The following is a 25,822-nucleotide window of genomic DNA, read 5'->3' on the forward strand; positions in this document are numbered from 1 at the left end:
TCTTATTAGTAATTATTACTATATAGAGTTAAAAAAATGAACAGCTACAGCTTAAAAGATTTATATTGTAATAAAAGAGGAAGACAATGGGTAAACTGTCAAAAAATGAAAAAGCACCTGATTTTAAATTACTCGATCAGGACGGAAACTATGTAAGCCTGTCTGATTTCAAAGGGGAAAAAGTGTTCCTCTATTTCTATCCCCGGGCGAATACGCCGGGCTGTACCACCCAGTCCTGCAATGTGCAGGAGGCGCTGCCCGATTTTTCCGATTTGAAAGTCAAAGTACTGGGAATAAGCCCCGACACACCGGACAAGCAGAAAAAATTTGCCGACAAATACGACCTGAAGTTTCCCCTGCTCTGCGATGTTGAAAAAACTGCGGCGGAAGATTTCGGCGTCTGGGGCGAAAAGAAAATGTACGGGAAAGTGTCCATGGGCATTATCCGCTCTTCCTTTCTGATCGATGAGGACGGGAATATACAGGAGACCTGGTACAAGGTAAGTCCGAAAGACACTGTGCCGAAGGTCATGGAAATTCTTCAATAATAAAGAGGGGTCGGTACTATCCGCCCCTCTTTTTCACAGATAAAACAAACAAGACTCGATCCCATTAATAACAGGTACAGTTTCCCTGAACAGAAAGTTGTTGTCAGAATCGAAGAAATCCAAAGTTATGGTGGGAAAGGACAATCCGATCAAAATATCATCCAGTTTATTGAACAGCTGATCCTCGTCAAAAACGTCCAGTCCATTTAAAGATATATCTGAAACATCATCGTCGAGATCGATTGTAGCAACGACTTTACAGCCCGGCATATCAGGATTCCCCGAAGAGTAAACCATAGCCATTTTAAGAGTAATTGCTGCATCAAAACTGAAAGAGCCGTCAAGGAATTCCAGAGAATCATTAAGATCGTCTCCCGTAAGCTCTACAGGCAAACCCATAGTTGTTAAATCATCACCTGATGCTGAGAGTGAGACATCTGCCAGTAACCGGAAATACTCCAGCCGAATCCCATCGGATCCGGTTGCACCAAGGACTTTTACATCAACATCCGACAAACCGGCACTTGCTGAAATGCTGGCGTTTTGAAATTGGAGAATTTTCTCCTCGTTACTATTAAGGATATAATCAAACACAGGCTCATAGGTATCCTGATCTACCACAATCAGATTTTCATGGTTTAAAGTCGCAAAAAGATCTCCTGTGAATTCAGTCCCGCCGAAAGCTTCATCAAAACCGATAACGACGCTGCCCGTATAAGTCAACGGATCGATTTTAACAAACCGGGCAGTTCCGTAATCATATTCGCTCTCTCTTCCCTGAATGAGATCAACAAAGCTTTTCAGTTCGGAGATTTCCTCATCTGTGCTTAAAACGGACAGTTTTCCCATTTTAGTATAAACGATTTCCAATCCACGGATCAGAGGTTCAAAAAAGTCCAGACTGTCCTGCCGGAGATCAGCTCCCGAATAGGAATAAGCCTTCATTTCACTGAACTCATCGGGTATGACGGGGATAACAGCCGAATCTCCGCCGGTGCTACCGTCAGGTGTCACCAGACCGTCATCTCAACCGGCCAGGAATAAAACTAAAACAATTGCGGCAATGACCGCCGGAACCAGGATTTTTTTCATCAACTCAACTCCCTTCAAGCTTTCAATCATGTTACACAATGAGAATTTTAAATCCTTATTAAATAAAGAATTATCCTGTTCAAATAGTACCATTACGAAGAGTGAAACCGAATACTACTACAGGTGTATTTTTCACTAGTCCTCAGTCAGAGCAGAACTAATACCCTGTGCTTTCCAATTGTCATCAATTCAACTATATTTAAAACTGAACAGGAGGAACTGATGGCACAACTGGATTTCCCGTTTGAGGAACTGAAACAATATAGGGGAGTCAATCCCTGTCCCGATAATCTCGATGAATACTGGGATAAAGCGCTGGAGGAACTGGATTTGTTCCCCTGGAATGTCAACCTGCAGAAATCCGCTTTCCAGGCGCCTTTTGCGGAGTGTTTCGACTTGTACTTTACCGGAGTGGACGGCGTAAGAGTCTATGCCAAATATGTCAAACCCCTGAATCAGTCAGATCCCCATCCGGCTGTTATCGAATTTCACGGATATCATATGAACAGCGGAGACTGGTCGGGAAAACTGAAATACGCCGCCGCCGGTTTTTCCGTTGCCTCCATGGACTGCCGCGGCCAGGGCGGAAAGTCGCGGGACAAAATCGAAGTGTCCGGCCCCACGCTGGAAGGCCATATAATCCGGGGTCTGGAAGACGGACCGGACAAGCTCATGTACCGGACACATTTTCTCGATACGGTTCAGCTAGCCCGCATAATCATGAGTTTTGAAGAAGTCGATGAAAAGCGGATAGGCGTAACAGGGGCGTCACAGGGAGGCGGGTTGACTCTCGCCTGCGCCGCACTGGAGCCGCGGATAAAATGCGCCGCTCCCGTATATCCTTTTCTCAGTGATTATAAAAGAGTCTGGGATATGGATCTCGACCTCGATGCCTACGGGGAATTGAGAGCCTATTTCCGCGCCTATGATCCCCATCATGAACGGGAAGATGATATTTTTCATACATTGGGTTATATTGATGTGAAAAACCTGGCCGGCCGGATAAAGGGGAAGGTTCTTATGGGTATAACGATTATGGATAATATATGCCCCCCTTCTACCCAGTTCGCCGCCTATAATCGCATTGAAGCGGAAAAGAGCTGTCTGATTTACCATGACTACGGCCATGAAAATCTACCGGGTATGGAAGATAGAATCTTTACTTTCATGTTGGAAACGCTGGCCGGTTAAAGGATAGATTATGGCCTATAAAATAGTTGTGCACGATGGAAAAGCCCATATGGATGAGGTACTGGGTGCCGCATTGCTGGCTCTTTATATGGGAGAGGAACCGGAAGAAATTATCCGGATGAACTCCTCCGATGCGGAAAGGCAGGTCGCCGAAGGTTCGCTGCCCCCCGATTTATGGTATATAGACTGCGGAATGGAGTTCGATCCCGAAAGACGATTATTCGATCATCATCAGAACAGGGACCTCGATTGCTCCGCTCTTCTCATATTCAAGCGCTATTTCAAGCACCTTGAGGGAACAGAGCTGCACCAGTATGTGGAACTGGTTTCGAAAGTGGATACCAAAGGAGCCATGAGTCTGGATGATTTTCATCTGGTCAGCGAAAGCCGCGATTATTTTTCCTTCAGCCACAATATACTGATCCGGACTTTCGAGGACAATCCCATGATGGTCCTGAAGCTCATGCTTGCGGGACTTGAGGATAAAATTGCCTTTGAACAGGCAAAACAGGTGGCTTCGCTCTGGAGAAAGGAACCGGGTAACATGGAAATTGTTACGGTTTCGGGTATAAAAGTTCTTATTTATCTCACCATGCCGCCCTCTGAACTGACGGCACCGCTCCGCTCTGAAATCAGCCGGCTCGTAGATGAGAAGGAGATAGGGGCGACTCTCTCTTTCGATGAGAAAGTGCCCGGAGCCAGGACTCTCTACAGGACAAATTACGGTCACAATCTCCTGGATTTTACCAGGTGCCGCCCCTCGCAGACTCTATTCTGCCATACCGGTGGTTTCCTGCTGAAATTCAAACCGGAAGATGAAGTAGAGTGGATGCGCCTCCTTTCCGATTCAGTAACCGGATAGAGGATTTTTTCTCATATAAAAGACCGATTCTTTCATCAATGTGCAGAGTCGGTTATTTTTTTATTGACATTACTGTGCATCACACATTATATTATATTCAGGAGGTCAGCATGAGTGAAAATGAAAAAATCATAGATAACCTGCTTCAGGAACTGAAACGGGGAACTCTCGTGCTTACGGTTCTTCTCAATACGGAAGAGTCCTGTTACGGCTATTCGCTGGTTCAGAATCTCAAGGAAAAAGGCGTGGAAATTGAACAGAACACGCTCTACCCTTTACTGCGCCGCCTGGAAAAACAGAATCTGCTGGAAAGTATCTGGGACACCAGCGAAAACAGACCGCGGAAGTACTACAGGATAAGCGAATCGGGAAAAGATGTACGGGATTCGCTGCTGAAAGAATGGCAGCGGACGAATGCTGTTATTGAATCAATGTTGTCCAGGGAGGATGGAGAATGAAAATCATAGAACAATACATTTACGCTATTGGACAGAAACTTCCGCTGAAAGGAAGAAAAGATGTGAAAGAGGAGCTCCGATCGCTCCTTCTCGATGAAATCGAAGCGAAATTCGGTTCCGATCCCTCGGAGGAAGAGGTAAAATCCGCCATAAGCGATTTCGGTTCACCTTCAAAGGTAGCCCGGAGATATTCCGGTGATCGTCTTGTTATCGCTACTGGGTTTACAGATATTTACTATCTTATTTTCTGGATCATAATCTTCGCTATGGCCGTGGCTTTTACGACCATTTTCTTTATCAATCTCTTTACAAAAGACCTGGCAGGCATAGGGATTCTCATGGAAATCGGTCAGCTTGTTCTGAGTACCTGGAACGCCTCGCTGAGCGGCATCGGCATGATGACGATTGTGTTTATCATCATCAGCCGGTTTCTCCGGGAGAGCAAAGTGGATCTGGAGGAAGACTGGACGCCAAAGGACTTGAAAGGTATTCCGCTGGGAGAGGAAGCCGAATCAAAGATTGAAAGCTTTTTCAGCATTTTCTTTCTGTTGATTCTTCTGGCTATAGTAAATCTCTTTCCGGGACTGCTGACTTTTGCCGAAAATTCCTTTGAACAGTCCGGGCTGATTCTGGGGAACAGAATTGAAATAGACAGATTTACAATCTATGCCATTTTTATGAGCCTGGTCTGGATCGGCGATCTGATTTATCATGTCATGATTCTGAAAACGGCGATGATAACCAAGCCCTTGAAGTTTTTCAGTTATGCCATTGATCTGTCGGGAATAATCATATTTCTTCTGATGGTATCGGATAAGAGCCTTTTTCAGTCCAACCCCGCCGCATCGATGCCTTCCATTCTGGGTTTTAAAGCTATCTTTCTTCTGATTCTGATTATATCCAGTGCGGAGCTGATTGTTAAAGGAGTCAAAGAACTGCTGAAAAAAGCCGAAGGCTGATTACTGAAAACGCATAATATACAGACTGTTGCCTTTCATAAACGGCAACAGTCTTTTTTTATTTGACCCGGAACGAATTGACCAGCAACATGGTCTTACGTTTTATTTCATCTGTCTCGGAGGAGAGGGTTACAAGCTCTTCAATATGCTGCCTTATTATATTGTTTCTATTGTTAACCCCCGTGCAATGTTCAAAGGACTGTGCCGAGTACTCTTCCAGAGAAATCAGAGCATCAAGCATGCTCTTCCCTTTTTCGGAAATATAGCCGGCCCCCTGATTGAGCTTGTCCGCAATGACATTGGTTGAGGAAAGCTGTTCCAGAACAAGTTTATTCGCCCGGTCGTGTTCAATCATCGTTTCCGATATGGAAAGGCTCTCATCATCGATCTGGGATAAGTCCACTTTCATTTCCCGGAAAATGGTACCGGTTTCCTCGGCAACCTTCAGAGACGTATCGATCTCCTTTATTATCTGTTTCAGATTTTCACTGCTTGTCTTGGTGTGGGTTGCCGTATTTTCCGCCAGTTTTCTGATTTCATCGGCGACGACGGAAAATCCCCGTCCCGCATCACCGGCATGGGCAGCTTCTATGGCGGCATTCATGGCGAGAAGATTCGTCTGGGCGGCAATACCTGAAATGAGATTGTTTATTTCAAGAAGGCTTTTGGAATAGGTCACGACAGTGGAGACGGATTCCACGGTTTTGTTAACTCTCTCCTCTCCTCTGGAAAAAATTTCCGAGAGATCGTTGATTTTTTCTTTGACATTGGCCGTCCTACGGGAAACTTCACTGATGGAGGCTATCATCTCTTCGACTGCGGCGGAAGACTCGCTGACGCTTCTGGATTGGGAATCGACGTTATCAACCAGTGTTTTTAAGTCATCTATGAGGGATTTTCCCGTTTCCAGGGAATCCTTGACCATAGCGTATTCCCTCTCGGCATTTTCCGTCAGAATGCTGATATGATCGGCGATCTCCCTGACGCTTTCCGAAGACATTGAAATGTTGTTCGAGAGGTTGCTCTGGTTCAAATCGAACTGCTCGAACATCGCCCCGGTTTCGACCATATGGTCCCTGATTATATCGCTGAAAATATTGATTCTGTTGCTCAGGGTAGCCATCTCATCGACAGAGCTGATATTGATCCTCTTGGTGAGATCTTTTTCGCCGGAGATCATTTCCTCCAGTCTGGCATTGATCTGCCCGTACAGCTGGGAAGTCCCCTTGGCCCAGAGCAGGACCAGAGGCAGCTCGATAAGGATAAAAACAACGAAAAAAGGAATGGATGAGCCCAGAGCTTTTATCACTATGCTCAGAGTATCACGGCTTTCGAAGCTGCTGTTGATAAGCTCCAGGAATATTATGGATGAGGCGAAGATCAGGGACATGAGAGACATAAATACCGGAATTATTATATTTTTGCTTTTCTGTCTCTGTGAAATCAATTCCAGAGGGTAAAAGTGTACATTCTGTTCATAGAGGAAAGAAATGACCTGCTTATCCAGTATGACATAGGCGAAGCTGGCACTGAGCATTATGATAGACAGGACCAGACCGGAAAAGACGAAAATATGCCCGTAATCAAATCCGAGTCTGAAATGGAGATATGTTCCCAGAGCCGCTATGTACATAAGGGCGGCAAAAAGAGAAGCGGCCAGAGTGATGAGGGGAGTTTTTCCGAGCTTGTCAAAATAGCCGGAAAGATCCTCCCCTTCGGGCTGGAGCAGCATTCTCTCCTTCGTAAAATAACTGGAAAATTTTGTCAGAAGCAGATTGAGAAACAGAATTTCTATAATTCCCCCCACGCCCAGAAAAACAGCGAAAGATGCTGCGGATGAACTGAAATTCTGAGTATAGAGGGCAAAGATGAGAGCAGATGAGAGAAAAACCGGAATAGTAATGATAATTCTGTACTTTATTTTGTATGACACGGGGTGCTCCATTTAATATATAATATATTAATCGGATAGCTTGTCATAACTCTTGACTTCACAAAATTTGGAAGTATAATAACCCTAGTGGCCGGTCCACCCATCAACCACCATGCAAACAACCTCCGGGAGCAGAGATGAAGATAGTTAAAGAGCCCATGTATCAGCAGTTAACAGGCATACTGAGAGAAATGATTCAAAGCGATCAGTATAAATCGGGAGACAAATTCCTGACGGAAGGCGAAATCAGTTCCCGCTATGAAGTCAGCCGGAATACCGTTAACAAAGCCATGACAGCTCTGATAAGCGAAGGTCTCCTTGAATTCCGCAAAGGCCTGGGCAGTTTTATCAAGACAAAGCACAGCCAGTATGATCTTCATTCGCTTATCAGCTTTACCAAAATGGCCGAGGCCATGGGGGCAAAGGCGCAAACAAAAGTTCTTCAGTTCAGAAAAGTAAAAGGCAGAGATCTCGATGATACCGTTCTTGCGGCTCTTGGCGGTGAGCCGAAGAGCGACTTCTACTTTATGCAGCGGCTGCGGCTTCTCAATGAAAGACCATCCATACTTGAGGAACGCTATGTTTCTGCAAAACTGTGCCCCGGATTAAAAAAAAGTGATGTATCGGGATCGATTATTTCCATGTGGATTGATAAGTACAATCTGACTCTGGCCGGAGCCGATCAGACACTGAGCGCTGTTCTGGCGGGGAATGAGGAAGCTGCGCTTCTTCAGATGAATGAGGGAGAAGCTGTCATGCTCAGAGAATCGACAGGCTTTGCCGATGGCAACACCCCCCTGTGGTACGAAAGGACCCTTTTCAACGGCGGAGATTATGTGTTCCGGTTCCGCGTTGAATCGATGAACGCCGCCCACACAGCAAAAAGCGTCTTTGTAGGCGATAATTAAAATGAAAGACAACCATAATGGAGGATAAAATAACTATGTATAAAGAAAACAGCGATGCAGCAAGAGTTGCAGGAGCCATAGACCACACCCAATTAAAACCCGATGCCCTGACAGCTCAATTCGACCAACTGTGTGATGAAGCGGTTAAATACGGTTTCTACTCGGTTTGCGTCAATTCAAGCCGTGTCAAATATGTGGCAGAAAAATTGAAAGATGAAAAAACTCTCATTTGTTCAGTTGTCGGTTTCCCCCTTGGAGCCATGACTTCCGAATCAAAAGCTTTTGAAACGGCTGAAGCTGTAAAGAACGGTGCCGATGAGATCGATATGGTCATCAATATAGGCGCACTGAAATCAGGGGATTATGATTTTGTGGAAAAGGATATACGGGCGGTCCGCGAGGCGGCTTCGGGCAAAACAATCCTCAAAGTCATAATTGAGACGTCCATGCTCACCGACGACGAGAAAATCAAAGCCTGCGAACTGTCTGAAAAAGCCGGAGCTGATTTTGTCAAAACCAGCACGGGATTCGGCGGAGGCGGCGCCACAGTGGAAGATGTCAAACTGATGCGGAAAACCGTCAGCGATAAAGTTCTTGTTAAAGCCAGCGGCGGAATACGGGATTTTGAAACAGCACTTGCCATGCTTGAAGCCGGAGCCAGCCGGCTCGGAATCGGGTCGAGCATCGCCGTTATGACCGGTGCTCCGGTTGACGGCAACTACTGATCGTAAACAAAAGCTGCAGTGCCTCTCCGCATTGCAGCTTTTTTTATTTCTTACTGTTCAGCCTATGGGGGTAGGGAATTCTCTACCGCCCTTTCATGAAAGGCATTGCCCCTGGTGGTAAATTCCGGGCGTATACCTTCAGGACTTAATAAGCCTCCTTTAAAATGGCGAGAATATCGGTTTTGCGGGCTTCAACAGGGTTGTAGATAATGGAACCGTCTCCCAGGGCGGTTTCGGCAATCATATTGAAATCCTCTTCCCGGATCAGCGGCTCCCCTTCCCTGTTTTTTATATCTTTAAGAGATGATGGATGGCGACCCCCGGTAAGCTCTTTCAGCTTGAGATTCATTCCATGCAGCTCTTCAATGGTTCTGTCGGCCCTTTTTTCCGCTGGAGTCTGATCATAAACAGTTTTTCCCGCGACCGCTTCCAGAAGACGGGATAGCCGAGGTTCGATTGTGTCTTTGTTATAGCGCAGAACAGGGGGCAAAAGCACAGACATACAGCTGCCGTGAGGCGCATGACAGAGGGCCCCGACTGAGTGGCCTATAGTATGAACAAGCCCTACCATGGAATTGGAAAAAGCCGACCCGGCCATATTGGAAGCAGCGGCCAGAGCTCTGCGGTGTTCCAGGTTTCCCGGATCCTCGACGGCTCCGGTCAGATGATCCCGGATCAGGCATATTGCAGTCCAGGCCAGATGATCGCTCAAGGGATTCTTTGCTATGCAGGTGAACGCCTCGACAGCATGTGTCATGGCGTCCATACCGGTAATCGAGGTTAAAAACGGTGGAAGAGAAGCCGTTAATCGACTGTCGAGAATGGCGTGATCAGGCTGCAGATTATCGGAATTGAAAAGCATTTTTCTCCCCTTCTCGGGGTCGGATATAACAGCTACTTTAGTCACTTCAGAACCGGTTCCCGAAGTTGTAGGTATGGCGATTAAGGGGATGGATAGTGTTGGGATAAATCCCGAACCGATAAGACTGTTGAGATCTTTCACACCCATTGAGACATTCAGCCAGACACCTTTACCCGTGTCGAGAACAGAACCTCCGCCGAAAGCTATGATTCCGTCACAACTTTCCTTTTCATAGAGTTCGGCCAGGCTGTTGACTATGTCGATGCGGGAATCGGGGGGGATTTCAGAAAAGAGGGCATAGGGCCGACCTTCCAGCTGAGCCGTAACAAAATCGAGAAGCCCCACGGACACGATCCCCCGGTCTGTCAGAAGCAGAGGTTTGCGAATCCCCCGCTCCGATAACAGCCGGGGTAATTTTTCCAGAGACGAATCTCCCAGAGAGACGGCTGTTTTGTTGTGATAGGTAAAGGAAGAGGGAATCTCCTCCATTCCTGAATCGATAATAAGACCGCCGGTCAGCGATTCGGCATATTTCCTGAAAAATCCCGGAGCCGGTTTCCTTCCCCCCACAAGAGCCCTGTCTACGACCAGGAACTGGCTATGGGGACCGCTGACTTCATTGATTTGGTCTGCGCTCAGGGGAAAATGGGCTTTCTGCCTCGGATCATCGCGGAAAAGGTCCGTAAGGCTCCTGCCACCCGCCAGAATAAGAAAATCATAAGAATCGTGGTTTTCATCCACCAGGAGAAGATCTATGGAATGATAATACCCTGCTGTTAGCAGTTTCCCCGCTTTTTCAGCCTTTCTCAGGTTATGTTTTTCCGTGATAATAACAGGCCTTTTAACATGCTGCTGTTCCATCTCGACAACCAGCTGGGCGGCCATGGCTTTGCCCCATAAAACTGTTCCCGCTGCTTTAAATTCTCTTATCATCTGACAGGCTCCCATTTTTTGACAGCTCTCTTCGCCAGGAAACGGGGAAGGAGCAGAATTTCCACTTTATCCATAAGCCGGATAAAAGTGCATGTGTGGGGCAGATCCCCTTTGACCATCAATCTGCCTCTGGCTTCGCTGTCGCAGGTGCTCTCCTGAAAAGTAAGGAGGAGCCACGCCGCTTCCAGACTTTTCAAATAAACAGTCATATCCGCCTGTTCTTCCCTCAGCGAAACTTTCTTCAATCTGTCTCCCTCTCTCTTCAGAGAAAGAGAAGGACCGGAAGGCCATATAGCAAAACGCAGTTTGAAATCTTCGGGCAGGGCTTTCACCTCATCCCGGACCGAAGCTTTACGACAGGCTACCGCCGGTATAAACCAGCCGAGGACAGCCATCACCGTACCGCAGTAAATCAGCTTGACGGGAGACCTGTAGGGACTGACTGTTCTGGATCTGTTTTCTCTTGCCATCATCTTATCTATAACTTTGTCTTCCGGGCCGGCCGTGTCGTTATAGCGCCGCAACCGGTAATACCGGCGGATCATTCTATCAAGGGGAACGACTGTGTTTTTCCCTTTATAGGCTGTCTCTTTCTCTTTCGTAAACCGGTCGGGAAGTGTATCCTGATCGGGTGTCATGCCCATCTGCACATTCAGCCACCGCTCGAGCTTGTTGATCCTTTCCCCGGCTTTGACAAAACCCCATTTGCTGAGTTTTATACCCGTAACCGAGGTGAAATATTCACTGAGTATGCTCCAGTCCATAAGCATCATAGCCACTTTGGGCATGGCGATAGTGGCGATATTGAGTACGAACTTCGGAAGATACTTGGGAATAACAGGTTCTGTCATGATACCGAAAACTGAAAAGAGACAAACCTGAAGGGAATTAACCGCGGAAAACATATCCTCCATAAAAACAACCCAATGGGCCTTGCCCATAGTGGTATGAGGCGGCATATACCCCATAAGCTGCTCCAGAGAGATCAGATAGGAACCGAGATGGCATCCGCCCTTGTTATGAACGGCATATCCCAGACCGTGTCCCCAGCTGGCCCTGGGGTCATAAGCGGCGACCTCGATACCTTTTACATGTATGGCGAAGTCGGTACCGCCGTATTTTTCACTGAGCTTCTTTGATCCATCGGCCAGTTCCGCGCCTTCCCCTTTCCTATAGGCGATGTCTTTGAGAACGGAAGAAATGTTATCGTGCCTGCCGAACTGCAGCTGCGATGACCGGATCCCCTTTTCCGCCGCTTCCATAGCCCAGGCCATTGTTCCGCCTGCTGAGATGGTATCGAGCCCCAGTTCATTCATCTCTTCATTCCAGACTCCGATTTTATCGGGATCGAAATTCTCTATATTGCTGCCGAACATTCCGATCGTCTCATATTCGGGAATCTGTCTCATCTTCCCGTCGGGATAACGGCCTTTGTGACCGCACAGGACAGAACAATGGCGGCAGGCGGAGTGCCGGGTCCCGTATTTTTCAGCCATAGCCTCACCGCTCGTTTTTTCCGTATCCTCATGCCATCGGTCACGGAAATTCCTGACAGGGGAAAATCCCGTTTTAATGCCGAACCGAACATTGGCATTTGTTCCGTAGAGCCGGTAGGATTCGGTCATGCCGTTTCGATGGACATATTTTTTCGACTTTGCAATGGTCTTTTGAAAAAGTCCGGGGCGGACAGGCTCGTAGGAAACCTCCTTGCCTCTTGCGACGACGGCCTTGAGGTTTTTCGCCCCCATTACTGCGCCGACGCCCCCGCGGCCGGCGAATCGGTGACCGGAACAGATATTGGCATAGAGGACTTTGTTTTCCCCTGCCGGCCCGATGACAGCCGCCCCTTCTTTCGGTGACAGATTGAGATTTTTCTGGACTTCATGAGTTCCCTGTCCCCACAATTCTCCCGCCTCTTCGAACAGGACACCGTCTTTGTCAATTTTTATAACTGTCGGTTCAGAGGCGGAACCGGAAATAATGACTCCGTCCCAGCCGGCGGTTTTGCAGGCTTCTCCAAAATACCCCCCGCAGGACGAGCCGACCATCAGGCCTGTAAGAGGCGATTTGGTCACGACCTCGAAACGACCGGAACAGGGAGCCCCGGTGGAAAGCATGACACCCATAGAGAAAATGAGAAGGTTATCAGCACCCAAAGGATCGATTTGTGCCAGTTTATCCCGGGAAAAGCGATCGTGAAAGATTTTAAGAGCCACACCTTTGGCCCCCAGAAAATCCCGGAGGTCCGCAGCGGAAACATGATAGACGGACCAGGATGAATCGGAAAGATTGATATCGAGGTACCGGTTGGACGTGCCTTTAATTGTTTTCACTGAAAACCTCCATGGAAATAGCATCGAACTGACAGTTTTTAAAACACCAGTTACAGGAAACGCACTTTTCATGATAGAAAAGCACAGCGCAGTTCTGCTGCAGAGGCAATGAATCATCTTTCATGATCAGAGCGCCGGTCGGACAGGCAGCGACGCAGTTTTCACAGGCTAAGCACTTGTCTTCCAGAATTCGGGGTTTGAGCCACTCGCTTTTTTTCAGCCTCGCCACGATTCTGTTATCCGGCCCCCTGACGGCGGCAGCCGGGCAAACCCTTCCGCAGGAACCGCAGTCAATGCAGAGCTTCCCGTCTATTCTATGCAGCTCCTTCTTGTTTCCGCTGATTGCCTCAACCGGGCAGGCCCGCATGCAAGCGCCGCAGCCTATGCAATTTTCTTCGATTCTGTGATACATCTTTACCGTCAGCCTCCATATCCTTTAGTTTCTATATCCACTATTCTTTTCAGAGAAATATCGTTCAGCGATAGAAATTTCTGTATTATGATTCCGTCGAGCGCCGCAACCAGCGATCGGGCTACAGCTTCCCGGTCCGAAGATTCGGGAAGAAAACGGGTGAAGGAATTTTCGATAATGCGGAACCATTCCCGGTAGCTTTCACGGAGAGGAGCGATCAGAGCCGGATTGGAAGTCATGGCTTCATTGATCAGATAAAAATGCATACGTCCGCGCAGTTCCGCCCCGCTGACCGACTTGAAAATCTCCAGTACAATCTCACCGGGTGATTTCCCCTCTCTGAGAAAGCCATCGAGCAGCCCCAGCAGAGTGGAAGTGATACGATTCATGTTCCACTGGTTGATCTGGAGAATCAGTTCATCTTTGCTTTTGAAATAATAGTAAAGCGTGCCCCGGCTGATACAGCAGGCTTCGGCGACCTGTTTAAGCGAAGTGCCGCCCACACCGTTTTCCGACATCAGTTCGAGGGTCTTATTTATGATAAATTCTTTCAGCTTCGGATCGTTTCTGGTTTCCGCCATGCACTGTCTTCCCCAGTCGGTCGAGTGACCGACTGGTAACAGTATCAAACCGAAAGAGTATTAAGTCAAGAAAAATCGAGTGGCTGCTCAGTGAATCGCGGAGTACTCCAGGAGCTCGGCTTCCGTGGTTCTTCTGTACCGGCCGTTCTCAAACTCAAGAATGTTCAGAGCCAGATTTTTCGAATGGAAAAAGCGATTGGCCGAAGGCCTCATGCCCTCGACATAACCGAGCATTTTATTTATTGTTCCGCCGTGGCTGACGATCAGAATCCTTTTACCGGGGTGAGCTTCCGTAATTTCAATTAGAGCATTTACAGCTCTTTTATGAAACTGATTATGGCTTTCCCCTTCGGGGATAACAAAATCCGGATCATCCTGCCTGTAAACTTCGAAAAGCTCCGGCATCTCTTCTTCTATGTTTTCCCAGCTCTTAGCCTGGAAGACACCGAAATTCATCTCACGGAGCCCTTCATGAATATGAATCTCCCTATGCAGATCACCGGTCAGGATTTTAGCCGTAGTTAAAGCCCGGTCCTGATCGCTGCTGTAGACGACATCGGGTTCAAGTTCCGTAATCTCCTGCCGGAACGCCTCCGTATCGGCGATCCCCTCTTCAGTTAACGGACTGGCGAGCTGCCCCTGAAGAAGCCCGAGGCGGTTCCATTCTGTCTGTCCGTGACGTACGATGTATAAAGTGGTTTTCATAAGATCAGAATATATCATTTTTCAAATCCGGAAAACCGTCGGGTTCCGTCATAAATGTCGGAGAATAACTGAATGACTTCAGCATTCTCGACGATTTCTACATTTTTTTTCATTTCAGGCAAGATGGCACAGAGTTTGCTTAATAGTAACTAAAGTTATTTTAAGGATAAAAAATGAAAAAGATTACAATATCAGCCATTCTGCCAACCCTGTTTTTCTTATGGGGGTGCAGCGATTTAATGCTTGAACTTGAACCGTTTAATGAAGACTCAGAACTCATTTCCGAAACCATTCTGGAAATTCTCAATGAGTCATCTGAAAATCTCGAGATTCCCGAAACAGTTACGGAAAACCTCGAACTGCCCACCACAGGGGAATCGGGAGAAACCATTACATGGACATCTGATAACCCGGAGATTGTCTCTTCCGATGGAACTGTAAAAAGACCTCCCTACGGGAGCGATGATATAACCGTCACGATAATAGCGAATATCGAACTCAACGGGGAAACAATCACTGTCGACTTCGAAGTGACCGTTCCCGCCGAAGAGCTGACCATCGAAGATGCCCTTAACGCAGTACTGGACAGTCTTTCCATCGATTCACCGGACCCATATGAAAACCTGGATCTTCCTGTTGTCGGCGATTTCGGCACAACGATTGAATGGACGAGCGATGCGCCCGGTATAATCAGCAGCGACGGCACCCTTATTCCCCCTGCCGCTAGCGACGGAGACAGAGAAGTAACTTTGACCGCAACCGTAGAAAAAGAAGGAACCAGTGAAAATAAAACTTTCAAAATTACAGTTCCCGTCGCAGAGAATGAGACTTTCACTCCAGTGGACGGTGTCTCCTTCAATATGATTTATGTCCCCGCCCGAACATATATGGCCGGATTGAATGATGATGGTGATAAAAACAACGGCAGCGATATCTCTAATATCGCGATAGAAGCTTCCGGAACAAAAATCGCCCGCTCCTTTTATATGGGAAGCACGGAATTGACTGACCATCTGTGGAAAACAGTGTACCTGTGGGCCGTGAGCGAAGGTCATTACAATTTCGAAACAGAGGATGCCGGAGCTTTGAGTTCCTCTCTGCCCGTTACCGGTATCAACTGGTATGACGCTGTTGTCTGGACCAATGCGCTGACGGAATACACCAATGCCAAAGAGGGAACTTCCTATACACCGGTTTACCGGTCAAATGGTTCTGTGCTTAGAGACTCGACAGCCATATCAAGCCTCGACAGCGTAACGCCTGACAGCGATGCGGACGGTTTCCGGCTTCCGACTTCCGATGAATGGGAACTGGCTGCCCGCTACAAAGGCGACCAGGATGGAAACGGATTCCTGAATGCCGGTGAGTTCTACAGCGGGAGCGAGCTGAGTGGCGAAGGCCCACTCTCTGCCGATGACGTGGCCTGGACTTCTGACAATTCGGACTGGTATCAGTACAGTTCCGGTTACTGGATTATTCACAGGGAAGTAGCACGGAAATCCGCCAGCGCCCTGGGCTTTTACGATATGAGCGGCAATGTATGGGAATGGGTATTTGATGCCTCCCTTAACGCCGATGGTGATGATGTGCGTCTTTGGCGGAGCGGAAGCGCGGATAATGTTCCGACCGAAAATGCGGTCGGGTTTACGGCAGGTTCCGACTCGTCCTTCTCAATGGACACGCTCGGATTGAGAATAGCAAGGAGTTACAACTAATGAAAAACATAATACTGATCATCAGCGCGGTGTTTCTGAGCGCCGCCCTGCATGCTGGGGAAACGGGCTCCTTTTTCGACAATCTCGAATTGTCCGTGACTGCCGATGCTCTCATTTACAACGACTCTGCGGGATATGGTGCGACATTGGGGATCATGACAGACCTGGGCGGAAAAACTTTTATGAAAAATTTCATGGTGGGACTGGGAGCCCGCTACAAAGGGGCTGTCAAAGCCGATGAAGATTTCATGCTTAATTCCATCGGTGGATACGGGATGATAGGCTACGGCTTCCAGTTACCCATAGGTCTGAGAATCATGCCAGCCGCTAAAGTGGGATTCCTCTATAAAATCAGTGAATTGAACAAAGAAATCTATTCCGGTGTCGACCTGACGGTCTTCCCCTCGCTCCAGATCGATTACCTATTCAAAAACCTGAGAATCGGAATCGAAGGCGGCTACCTGATGACATTCACCGACACTTTCCGCAATGACCCGGCCATTGAAAACCTGTCCAGAAATCTTCAGGCTTCCCTTTTCGTTTCCTACACCTTCAGAAACAGGTTCAAAAAATAAACCCCTCCGGCGGAACTTGCCGCCGAGGGGTTGAAATCAAGCAATCGGCCCGAAGCTCATTTATGAGCACCGGTGCCGGATATAGGTTTCATAGTCTTGCGATATTCAGCATACAGCTCACTCATATGCTGAACTTTCGCCATAATCTCATCGGGTTTCGTACCGTCTATAAAATCACGGATCCTGTAATCTTCCTTCAGAATGCGGCCGCTGGCCACAACTGTAGAAATCTCGCTTCCGTTTGCCGCCCAGATGATGTTTTCCATAACGTTGTCCAGTCTGGTGGGAATCATATTGGGCTGATTCAGATCGAGAAGAACAAAGTCGGCCTGTTTACCGGGGCTCAGCTCTCCCTGGTTCTTTCTGAGAATAGAGGAAGGCGTAACGGTTATCATCTCCAGAAGCTTTTCCGACTTGAGTAGTGTCGCATCCTGATGGAAAGCTTTCTGGTATTGAGCAGCAGCCCGCGCGGCGGCAATGATATTCTGGTTATCGGCCGAACCGGATCCGTCAGTGGAAATGGCCACGGGTATACCCATTTTCATCATTTCGATGACCGGAGGCATTCCCGAACCCAGAATGGTATTGGCCAGCGGATTATGAACGATTTTCGTCCCGGTTTTCGCCAGGATTTCCAGATCTTCGGGGATGCAGTTGACCTGATGGGCCAGAACGCTGTTCTCATCGAGGATTCCGATTGAATCGGCATACTGGACCGGAGTCATTCCCGGTTCGATCTCCTTTTTAAACCAGGCTGTGGTTTTCGGTTCTTCCGAACTGTGGATATGGAATAGAGTGTTGTTTTCGCGGGCCCAGGCTTTCAGGGGAACGAGAACTTTCCGACTGTTGGAAAAAAGCTGATCCGGTCCGGGGCAGAACGACGTCCGCTCGAGTCCTTCTATCTCAGAAGCTTTCTGCAGTCTTTCCACCGCTTCTTCCGGCGTATCGAGAAGAGCCTCATAATAAAAGCGGTCCTGTCCGCCGATGGCGACTATCATAGTCGTTCCGGCTGCTTCGTTCGCTCTGGCGATTTCCGCGGCGTGATATTTACTGTGATTGCAGTGATGCACCATGCTGGTCGTGATACCGTAATTGATATCGGCAACACGGGCCATGAGATAAGTAAGCAGCTGAGGAGACATGCCCAGTTCTTTCGTAAGCATATCGCCGTTTTCGTTTATGTAGCCCGTAAAGGGATTCACGGCTTTATCCAGCCATTCGGTCAGGGGAACATCTTTGGCAATTCCGATCAAAGGCTGCTCGTGGTCGTGGCCGTGGGCTTTTACGAAGCCGGGCATCATGACCGTATTGAGTTTCGGTACGCCGGAGGCTACGGCTTTTGCGGCATTGCCATTGAAGCCCATGATTTTCAGGTTTCCGCCATACTGCTTCAATATGGCTTCTCCTTTCTTCTCCGACCAGGGTCCGACCTCGGCAATCTCGCTGCCTACAGTCAGAATAAAGCCGTCTTCAATTCTCTCGGCTCTGTTTTTTTCGCTTAAAGGGATGACGAATCTGCTTCTGCAGAGGATGGGGTTGTTTTCAGACATAAATATCCTCACTCCGTATAGTATTTCCCTGATTGTTTTTTCAGAATAATAATACTGAAGGGTGGGTGACCAATTTCATCTTACAACCGAAGCAGCCGCAAGTCAAATCAATTGTATGACAAACAGACCTTTAACAAAAATGTGAAAAATAAAAATCATTTTTTCTTCGACTTTGCAAAAAAAGCTTATATTGTATAGTGAATCTTTTTTTCATGGAGAGCAGAGATATGTCAGTCAGAACAACCGGTACAAATTATACGGTTTATCCGGGAGAGCCCCTCCCCTTCGGAGCCACTGTCCAGGGCAACGGCGTGAACTTTGCCGTACTCAGCCGGCATGCCACATCCGTTACCCTTCTGCTTTTCGACAAGGCTGATAATTATGTACCCATGGCGGAGCTGGTTCTCGATCCGTACCTGAATAAAACCGGCGATGTGTGGCACATCCGTCTGGAAGGCATGGGAGAAGGAACCCATTACCTCTACCGCGTCGACGGCCCCTATGTACCGGAAAAAGGCCACAGATTCAACCGTTTCAAAGTTCTGCTCGATCCCTACTGCAAAGCCATCTCCACCCATGAGTCTATCGATCTGGATAAGGCGAGAGGATACGACTGGGAATCGGACGACCGGGATCTTTCATTCAGCGAATACGACGATATCATGCATATGCCGAAATCGCTTGTTGTTTGCGACGATTTCGACTGGCAGGGAGACAGGCCTCTCAATTTCCCCCTCCGCCACAGCATAATCTATGAAACCCACGTATCCGGTCTGACGAAACATCCCTCATCCGGGGTAGCTCATCCGGGAACTTATAAAGGCGTTGTGGAAATGATCCCCTACTTCAAGGAGCTGGGAATAACCAGCCTGGAGCTTCTGCCCATTATGGAATATGACCATATGAGTTTTACACGGGTCAATCCCATAACCGATGAGCATCTGGAAAACTACTGGGGTTACGACCCCATCGCCTTTTTCGCTCCCAACAGCCGTTATGCCTCCGACTCGAAAGGGGCCCAGGTAACCGAATTCAAAGAGATGGTGCGTGAGCTGCACAAAGAGGGAATCGAGGTGATCCTCGATGTGGTTTTCAATCATACTGGAGAAGGCAGCGAGCTGGGACCGACCATATCCTTCCGGGGATGGGATAACGAGATTTACTACATTCTCGCCGATGAGAAGCGCTATTATATGAATTACTCGGGATGCGGGAACACCATGAACTGCAACCACCCTATCGTCAGGACCATGATCAGAAACTGTCTTCACTACTGGGTCATTGAAATGCATGTCGATGGTTTCCGCTTCGATCTCGGTTCCATACTGGGAAGAGACCGGTACGGAAATCTGATGGAGAATCCTCCTATTCTGGAAGGGATCGCCGAAGATCCGGTATTGCGCAACACGAAAATCATAGCCGAAGCCTGGGATGCCGGCGGTGCTTATCAGGTGGGATCCTTTCCCGGAGGCCGCTGGGCCGAATGGAACGACCGCTTCCGCGATGACGTCCGGGGGTTCTGGAGAGGGGACAAAGGGAAAACCCGCGTTCTGGCCACAAGGCTGACCGGAAGTTCGGACCTTTACCTGAGAGATGGAAGAAAACCCTTTCACAGCATAAACTTTGTAACCTCCCACGACGGCTTTACCCTCTGGGACCTGGTCAGCTATAACAGGAAGCACAACGAGGCGAACGGAGAGGAAAACCGCGACGGAAGCGATAACAATATCAGCTATAACCACGGAGAGGAGGGAGAAACCCGCGATCCGAAAATCCTGGAGCTGAGGAAACGGCAGGCCCGAAACTTTCTTACGACGCTTATGCTCTCTCTGGGAACGCCTATGATTCTGGGGGGAGATGAACTTCTGCGAACCCAGGAGGGCAACAATAACGCCTACTGCCAGAACAACGAAGTTTCGTGGTTTGACTGGAACAGGAAAAAAGAGAACGGCGATAATTTCACATTCCTGAAAAGACTTATAAAATTCCGAAAGCGCCACCCCGCTTTTCACAGGCCTGAATTCTTTCTGGGAATTGATACGACATTCAATGCCATTCCGGACATTACCTGGTACAACTACGACGGCGATCCGCCGGTCTGGGAAGACATGGATCACTGTCTGGCCTACCGTCTGGATGGAACAGAAGCGGAAGTCGATGCCGATAAGGACGATAATGATTTCTATCTCATGTTCAACGGCAGCGACAGGGACAGACAGTTCACCATAAAAACACTCCCTCCTCCGGGAACCAAATGGTTCAGAGCCATAGACACGGCTGTGCCGGGTGAGAAATCCATCACGCTTTTCGGTGACGAAGAAGTACTCAGGAATCAGAAATCCTATAAAGTGACCGCTAAATCGGTTGTTGTTCTGATCTCCAGAGTTGTCTGATCCGCCGTCCGTCTGGACTTCCCCGGCCCTTACAGGTAACATAGGTCCATGAAAAGAATCAAAGCCTGTTTTTTTGATATAGACGGAACTCTCGTACGAACTGATCACACCATCTCCCGGCCCGTTATCGATGCTGTACAGCGGCTCGAACAGGAGGGCGTCGCTCCGATCATCGCCACGGGACGGAGTTATGAGGCTCTGCTGCCGGTAAAAGAGACATTGGGTATACACAGTCCCCTTATCTGTTACAACGGCGCCATGATCGTAGACGGCAGCGACGGGACAGTATTAAAACACCACACTCTTCCGGAGAAGGAAGCCCGTGCCGTTATCACCATAGCCAGAAAACTCGATTACCATATTCTGGCGTACCGCAGTGGTGAACTGATCTATGAAAAAGAGCGGCCGGAAGCGGAAGAATACTACAACAGGATCAAACTTCCCGGAAAAATCGTCAATTTCGATGAAATAGATGAGCTGAAACTGACAAAATGCCTGATGATCGCAGACCATGAAAATCTCCTGCCCGTCAAAGAGGAGATAATGGAAAAACATTCGGAAAAATTGAATGCTTTTAATTCCGATCCCCGCTTCCTGGAAATCGTTCCGGCCGGCATAGATAAAGCCGGGGCGGTAAGAGAAGTCATGAACCTTCTCGGCGGAACCGTAGAGGAATCCATGGCCATGGGTGACGGTTTCAACGATCTGCCCATGCTGGAAGCGGTTCACTGGGGCGTTGTCATGGCCAATGCCCTGCCGGCGCTGAGAGAAAAATTCCCCCCGGAGAGAACCGCCCCCCATTGCGATAAAGACGGAGTGGCCACTTATCTGGCGGATTTTTTCAAATGGGAAGAGCGATAACGGTCAGACCGTTTTCTCCGTTTCCGAATTGTACAAAACTTTTTAATCTATGAAAATAATAGGAATTGACAGCACAGAGGATCGCATCGATGCGGTCCTCCGCTTCTTTATAAGCCTTTTTTGAGCTTAACTCCCCGATCTCCGGATAGTCTCCGTAAAATCCCACCTCTTCCAGAGCATGCTTAAGAATCAGGAAGTTCTCTTTAAGCTCTCCCAGTTTGAGGGCAGATGTGATTTTGTATTTCCGCATGGATATTCCCGGGAAAAGACTCTGAATCACAGCTGTTGGAAAGGTCTCGACTATAGTCTTACCAAGCTTGAGACCGTTTTCCATTCTGAGGATATCGAAAAGATCCGCCCCCCGAACTCCTCCGTAGTGACGATTCATATAATCGACAGATGTGGCAAAAACTTTCAAAAACCGGCCGTTAAAAGAATGTTTCATAAGATCGGAATCACAGGGACGACCTCCTGTTTCATTGAGAACCTGAAGAGGACTGTCTACGGACAGAATGAAATCATCTTCCAGAGATGTCAGGAAGCGGGAAATTTCACTGTCCGGCCATAGCGGCGCAGAACAGTGAATAATAGCGCGTTCGTCATTGATGACTGCGATCCCCGACGGGTTTCCCCGCTTCCAGGCGAGATCTATTCCGGCGTAGAGCATTTACCGAGCCGGCTCTTTCAGACGTTTCGAATAAATGCGCACGGGAACCTGTCCCATAAAAACAGCATCTTTCCCGTAAACAAATCCGTTTTTTTCAGCGACCCGGATCGAAGCGGTATTCTCTTCTTCGATAATGGAAATAAGACAGGGAAACCCGAGATTATAAAATCCGTAATCTGCCGCCGCAGCCGCCGCTTCAGTCGCCAGCCCCCTGCCCCAGTAGGATGGATCGAGCCTGTATCCAACTTCCGGCAGCTCCTCCCCGTCGATCTCCTGAATGACAATACCGCAATACCCAATAAGTTTGTCGTCACCTTTATGGATCAGGGCCAGCAATCCCGTACCCCGTTTCAGATAATTATCGAGGCAGCGCCGGATAAACTGTTCCGTTTTCTCTCTGGAATAAGGACCGTTAAGGGAAAAGCGCATAACCTCCCGGTCGGCCAGGATAGGAGCGAGAGCCTTTAGGTCGTCAATCGTGAACTGACGGAGGATTAAGCGTTCTGTTTCAATTATCATTGTCCGATTATACTATTATTGATTATTGCTGACTATTCATCGGTGATAAGATAAAGTGCTTTACAATTGTTTCTACCCGAAGTATCAATAGATTATGTTTGAAAGAAGTATCATATCTCAGGGACATTTAATAGACTCGGGAATCATGTCCCGGATTCTCAATCTCATTATCGATGAAAAGGCCGATTATAAAATAATTGATTTTACCATAGGTAAAAAACAGGATGAAATATCCTATCTGGAAATTCTCCTGATCTGCGACAGCGCGGAAAAATTGAACAGCGTAACGGAAAAACTGGTTCTTCTCGGAGCCTGGGAGAAAGGAGCCGCCGAACCTCTGCTCAAAACAGCAGACAGAGACGGCGCAGTCCCTCCCGACTTCTACTCGACCTCCAACCACAGGACGGAAATTTATTATCAGGGAGACTGGCACAAAGTGTCCAAACAGCGGATGGATGCCATGATAAGGAAAACGTCTGCCGGTTTTGAGTGTATAAAATTACGCGATGTGCGCAAAGGCGATCTGATACTATGCGGCAGTGATTCGGTCAGGCTTTTCCCGCCCGATGCGGAAAGGCAATCGGAAGGTTTCGGTTTTATGACCAACGACGTCTCCTCGGAAAGAAGCGACAACATCGCTGTCCGCAAAGTGGCAGAGACTCTTGAGGAAATGAAGGCGCAAGGTAAAAAAGCCGTCGTCGTAGCCGGTCCCGTAGTCGTTCATACGGGCGGAGCCGGCGCTCTCGCGGCTTTGATCCGCGAAGGTTATATTCAGGGATTCCTCGGAGGAAATGCCATTGCGGTCCATGACCTGGAATCTCAGTTTTACGGCACATCTCTCGGTGTGGATCTGACAACAGGAAAGCCGACTCACGGCGGACATTTTCACCACATGAGAGCCATTAACAAAATCAATACCTACGGATCCATATCGGCGGCGATTAAAGCAGGAGAAATAAAAGCCGGACTGATGTACGAAGTAGTCAAATCAGGTATTCCCTACTGCCTGGCCGGTTCTATCCGCGACGACGGCCCTCTTCCGGAAACCGTAATGGATATGATTGAAGCCCAGAACCGCTACAGCGAAATCATAAAAGGAACTGATATGCTCCTGATGCTTTCGACCATGCTCCATTCCATTGGAGCGGGGAATATGACACCCTCCTGGGTCAAAACGATCTGCGTCGATATCAATCCGGCGGTGGTAACCAAACTTTCGGACAGGGGGACAGGGCAGGCTGTGGGAATCGTCAGCGATGTGGGGTTGTTTCTGCGGACTTTAGCTAATCAGATGGGACTGGTATACGGAGATTAGTCCTCTTTCTTATCCTTATACCACTTTTTCTCACCGTATATCTTTTCCATGCAATCGGGACAGATGCCGTGGGAGAAAGAGGCATCGGAATGGCTTTCAATATAGGATTCCAGGTTGTTCCAGTAACCGCTGTCATCTCTGATTTTCTTGCAGGAGGAACAGATGGGAATAAGTCCACCAAGGGTTTTGATCTGCTCCAGAGCTTCCTTAAGTTCCCTGATAAGCTTCTCCTTTTCCTCATCGGCCCTTTTCTCTGACGTAATGTCTCTCAATGACCCGATAAGCCGCACAACCTGCCCCTTCCTGTCCCGCTCCGTCCGGCTTTTAAGCCATAACCATCGTTGACCATCAGTTCCGGAAATAATTGGAAACTGGATGCTGTCTTCGTTCCCTTTAAGAAAATCATCTATTTTTTCATTGAAAAAAGACCGGAAATCCGATCTGACTGCCTTCCGCAGGACTTCAAAGTCAGTAGTTTCCTCATTCGTATCGAATCCGTAAAGCTTAGCGGCATCATCGGGAACAATCAGTTCCCCTCTTTTCAGATCATACTCCCACCAGGAGGATTTTCCCAGAGACTGCGCTGTTTTCAACCGGCTTGTATAAGTATTGAGTAAAGAGTTTATGTTCCTTTCAAAAAGAACAAGAACAATTATAGCCAGAAGAGCAATAAAAAATACAAAGAAAAGAAAAAAGCGGCTGTTCTGGGAGACATGCTGATCTATATTGCTGTATTCCTTTCTAATCAGGCTGTCCATATCATCGAGATAGACCCCGGTGGCTATAACCCAGTCGAAATCCTGATAGAGTTTTCCATAGGACATTTTATGTGAGATTTCGTCGGAATTCATTTTTTTAAAATAGTATTCGATGAATGCCTCGCCCTTTTCATTCACACCCGAGAGCTCATCCCTATAGGGCAAATTGCCCATGATATCTGTCATGTCCGTTGAGAGTAACATTCCTTCGGTTTCCGGAAGATTGGGATGAACAAGCCTGATAGCGTATCCATCTCCACCATTATAATCGAGTATATGGTTGATCCAGACGTATTCATTATCAGGAAGAATTCTTTTACGTACAATTTCTTCTCCACCGGAGCGAATGAGCTTTTCATAGGATTCATGAGTGAAAAACACATAAAGGACCGTATCGCCGAATACCGGAGCACTCTTCGCGATTTTTGACCGGCTTTCAATATCCAGGGAATCAGGAAAATCCGATCCGGCCGAATTCAGCCGGATCTCTCCATTGCGTACAAGAGCATAGCTGACGTTGTCGGTGCAAAGCTTTTCGAGAAGCTGCGGAACATCGGACGAGGCGAATAACTGATTCTCTCCCCCGTAGCGGAGTTGCAAAAGCAGAACCATGGCATGGAGAAGATTCTCTGTTTTACTTTCATACTCTTCAAATACCAAGCCGGAATATTGTTCAATATCGCTAATACAGCTCCATACAATCGACTGAAGATAGCTCTTCTTCTGTTCTTTAATACTTTCTGATAAAAGTTCAAGGTTTGCCTGAGCATCGTTTTTAGCATGATTTATAAGAACTATAGCCTCGACTGAAGCCGTCAGTATAAATATGCATAAACTGACAACATAGAAGATTTTTCTTATCCGGTTCTGATTATAGGAAACCACAGCTACCTCAACTTCACTTATACTATTAAGTATAGTGCAGAGATCACCGCCGGATTGTAAGAAAAATCTTCTACCCAGGCCT

23 protein-coding genes are annotated in these 25,822 nt (G+C 47.9%); 12 read left to right on the forward strand and 11 right to left on the reverse strand.

The window, feature by feature from the left end:
- Positions 1–86: 86 nt before the first annotated feature.
- Complete coding sequence (gene bcp, locus HNR50_RS04760) at positions 87–548, forward strand: thioredoxin-dependent thiol peroxidase (protein WP_184744363.1); 462 nt, start codon at positions 87–89, stop codon at positions 546–548.
- Positions 549–581: 33 nt separating this feature from the next.
- Here bcp and HNR50_RS04765 read toward each other — a convergent pair whose 3' ends face one another.
- Complete coding sequence (locus HNR50_RS04765; RefSeq protein ID WP_184744365.1) at positions 582–1,562, reverse strand: hypothetical protein; 981 nt, start codon at positions 1,560–1,562, stop codon at positions 582–584.
- Positions 1,563–1,862: 300 nt separating this feature from the next.
- Between HNR50_RS04765 and HNR50_RS04770 the strand changes: the two genes are divergently transcribed.
- From HNR50_RS04770 to HNR50_RS04785, 4 genes are all read left to right on the forward strand, one after another.
- A complete protein-coding gene (locus HNR50_RS04770) occupies positions 1,863–2,831 on the forward strand; it encodes an acetylxylan esterase (protein ID WP_184744367.1) in 969 nt (322 codons plus the stop codon).
- A gap of 10 nt (positions 2,832–2,841) precedes the next feature.
- Entirely contained in the window at positions 2,842–3,693 is an 852-nt protein-coding gene (locus HNR50_RS04775) for an MYG1 family protein (protein WP_184744369.1), read from the forward strand.
- A gap of 110 nt (positions 3,694–3,803) precedes the next feature.
- Complete coding sequence (locus tag HNR50_RS04780; protein WP_184744371.1) at positions 3,804–4,151, forward strand: PadR family transcriptional regulator; 348 nt, start codon at positions 3,804–3,806, stop codon at positions 4,149–4,151.
- Positions 4,148–5,110: a hypothetical protein gene (locus tag HNR50_RS04785; protein ID WP_184744373.1), complete on the forward strand. Its 963-nt coding sequence runs from the start codon at positions 4,148–4,150 to the stop codon at positions 5,108–5,110. The genes HNR50_RS04780 and HNR50_RS04785 overlap by 4 nt, the downstream gene beginning before the upstream one ends.
- 58 nt (positions 5,111–5,168) lie before the next feature.
- On the opposite strand, the gene HNR50_RS22690 is transcribed toward HNR50_RS04785, so the two are convergent.
- Positions 5,169–7,043 (reverse strand): methyl-accepting chemotaxis protein, encoded by a 1,875-nt coding sequence (locus HNR50_RS22690; RefSeq protein WP_184744375.1) that lies wholly within the window; start codon positions 7,041–7,043, stop codon positions 5,169–5,171.
- A 137-nt stretch (positions 7,044–7,180) separates the two neighbouring features.
- Here HNR50_RS22690 and HNR50_RS04795 point away from each other — a divergent pair, with 137 nt between their 5' ends.
- Entirely contained in the window at positions 7,181–7,951 is a 771-nt protein-coding gene (locus HNR50_RS04795) for a GntR family transcriptional regulator (RefSeq protein WP_184744377.1), read from the forward strand.
- 35 nt (positions 7,952–7,986) lie between these two features.
- On the forward strand, positions 7,987–8,676 hold the full coding sequence (gene deoC, locus HNR50_RS04800) for a deoxyribose-phosphate aldolase (RefSeq protein ID WP_184744379.1): 690 nt from the start codon (positions 7,987–7,989) through the stop codon (positions 8,674–8,676).
- Positions 8,677–8,821: 145 nt separating this feature from the next.
- Here deoC and HNR50_RS04805 read toward each other — a convergent pair whose 3' ends face one another.
- From HNR50_RS04805 to HNR50_RS04825, 5 genes are read right to left on the reverse strand one after another with little or no spacing between them, the layout of a single operon-like run.
- Positions 8,822–10,471 carry an iron-containing alcohol dehydrogenase gene (locus tag HNR50_RS04805; protein ID WP_184744381.1) on the reverse strand — a complete coding sequence of 550 codons (1,650 nt, stop codon included), beginning with the start codon at positions 10,469–10,471 and terminating at the stop codon, positions 8,822–8,824.
- Positions 10,468–12,804, reverse strand: a complete 2,337-nt coding sequence (locus HNR50_RS04810) for an aldehyde ferredoxin oxidoreductase C-terminal domain-containing protein (RefSeq protein WP_184744383.1) — start codon at positions 12,802–12,804, stop codon at positions 10,468–10,470. The genes HNR50_RS04805 and HNR50_RS04810 overlap by 4 nt, the downstream gene beginning before the upstream one ends.
- Entirely contained in the window at positions 12,791–13,216 is a 426-nt protein-coding gene (locus HNR50_RS04815; protein ID WP_184744385.1) for a 4Fe-4S binding protein, read from the reverse strand. The genes HNR50_RS04810 and HNR50_RS04815 overlap by 14 nt, the downstream gene beginning before the upstream one ends.
- 8 nt (positions 13,217–13,224) lie before the next feature.
- Complete coding sequence (locus HNR50_RS04820; RefSeq protein WP_184744387.1) at positions 13,225–13,845, reverse strand: TetR/AcrR family transcriptional regulator; 621 nt, start codon at positions 13,843–13,845, stop codon at positions 13,225–13,227.
- 39 nt (positions 13,846–13,884) lie between these two features.
- Positions 13,885–14,502 carry a histidine phosphatase family protein gene (locus tag HNR50_RS04825; protein WP_184744389.1) on the reverse strand — a complete coding sequence of 206 codons (618 nt, stop codon included), beginning with the start codon at positions 14,500–14,502 and terminating at the stop codon, positions 13,885–13,887.
- Between the two features lie 173 nt (positions 14,503–14,675).
- Between HNR50_RS04825 and HNR50_RS04830 the strand changes: the two genes are divergently transcribed.
- Both HNR50_RS04830 and HNR50_RS04835 read left to right on the forward strand, forming a co-directional pair.
- A complete protein-coding gene (locus HNR50_RS04830; RefSeq protein ID WP_184744392.1) occupies positions 14,676–16,217 on the forward strand; it encodes an immunoglobulin-like domain-containing protein in 1,542 nt (513 codons plus the stop codon).
- The gene (locus HNR50_RS04835) at positions 16,217–16,792 is read left to right on the forward strand and encodes a hypothetical protein (protein WP_184744394.1); all 576 of its coding nucleotides are present in this window, start codon (positions 16,217–16,219) and stop codon (positions 16,790–16,792) included. Before HNR50_RS04830 ends, HNR50_RS04835 begins: the two co-directional genes overlap by 1 nt.
- Positions 16,793–16,848: 56 nt before the next feature.
- Here HNR50_RS04835 and HNR50_RS04840 read toward each other — a convergent pair whose 3' ends face one another.
- On the reverse strand, positions 16,849–18,342 hold the full coding sequence (locus HNR50_RS04840) for an amidohydrolase family protein (protein ID WP_184744396.1): 1,494 nt from the start codon (positions 18,340–18,342) through the stop codon (positions 16,849–16,851).
- Between the two features lie 227 nt (positions 18,343–18,569).
- Between HNR50_RS04840 and glgX the strand changes: the two genes are divergently transcribed.
- A complete protein-coding gene (glgX, locus tag HNR50_RS04845) occupies positions 18,570–20,735 on the forward strand; it encodes a glycogen debranching protein GlgX (protein ID WP_184744398.1) in 2,166 nt (721 codons plus the stop codon).
- A 48-nt stretch (positions 20,736–20,783) separates the two neighbouring features.
- On the forward strand, positions 20,784–21,596 hold the full coding sequence (locus tag HNR50_RS04850) for a Cof-type HAD-IIB family hydrolase (protein WP_184744400.1): 813 nt from the start codon (positions 20,784–20,786) through the stop codon (positions 21,594–21,596).
- On the opposite strand, the gene HNR50_RS04855 is transcribed toward HNR50_RS04850, so the two are convergent.
- Entirely contained in the window at positions 21,577–22,263 is a 687-nt protein-coding gene (locus HNR50_RS04855) for a DUF429 domain-containing protein (RefSeq protein ID WP_184744402.1), read from the reverse strand. The genes HNR50_RS04850 and HNR50_RS04855 overlap by 20 nt on opposite strands.
- The gene (locus HNR50_RS04860; RefSeq protein ID WP_184744404.1) at positions 22,264–22,782 is read right to left on the reverse strand and encodes a GNAT family N-acetyltransferase; all 519 of its coding nucleotides are present in this window, start codon (positions 22,780–22,782) and stop codon (positions 22,264–22,266) included.
- Positions 22,783–22,876: 94 nt separating this feature from the next.
- On the opposite strand from HNR50_RS04860, the gene HNR50_RS04865 reads away from it, so the two are divergent.
- Entirely contained in the window at positions 22,877–24,097 is a 1,221-nt protein-coding gene (locus HNR50_RS04865) for an ornithine cyclodeaminase, nickel-pincer nucleotide-dependent (RefSeq protein ID WP_184744406.1), read from the forward strand.
- On the opposite strand, the gene HNR50_RS22160 is transcribed toward HNR50_RS04865, so the two are convergent.
- Complete coding sequence (locus HNR50_RS22160) at positions 24,094–25,740, reverse strand: cache domain-containing protein (protein WP_221439783.1); 1,647 nt, start codon at positions 25,738–25,740, stop codon at positions 24,094–24,096. The two genes, HNR50_RS04865 and HNR50_RS22160, sit on opposite strands and share 4 nt — an antisense overlap.
- Between the last annotated feature and the right edge of the window lie 82 nt (positions 25,741–25,822).

The sequence above is a fragment of the Spirochaeta isovalerica genome (assembly GCF_014207565.1).
GTDB lineage: Bacteria > Spirochaetota > Spirochaetia > DSM-2461 > DSM-2461 > Spirochaeta_F > Spirochaeta_F isovalerica.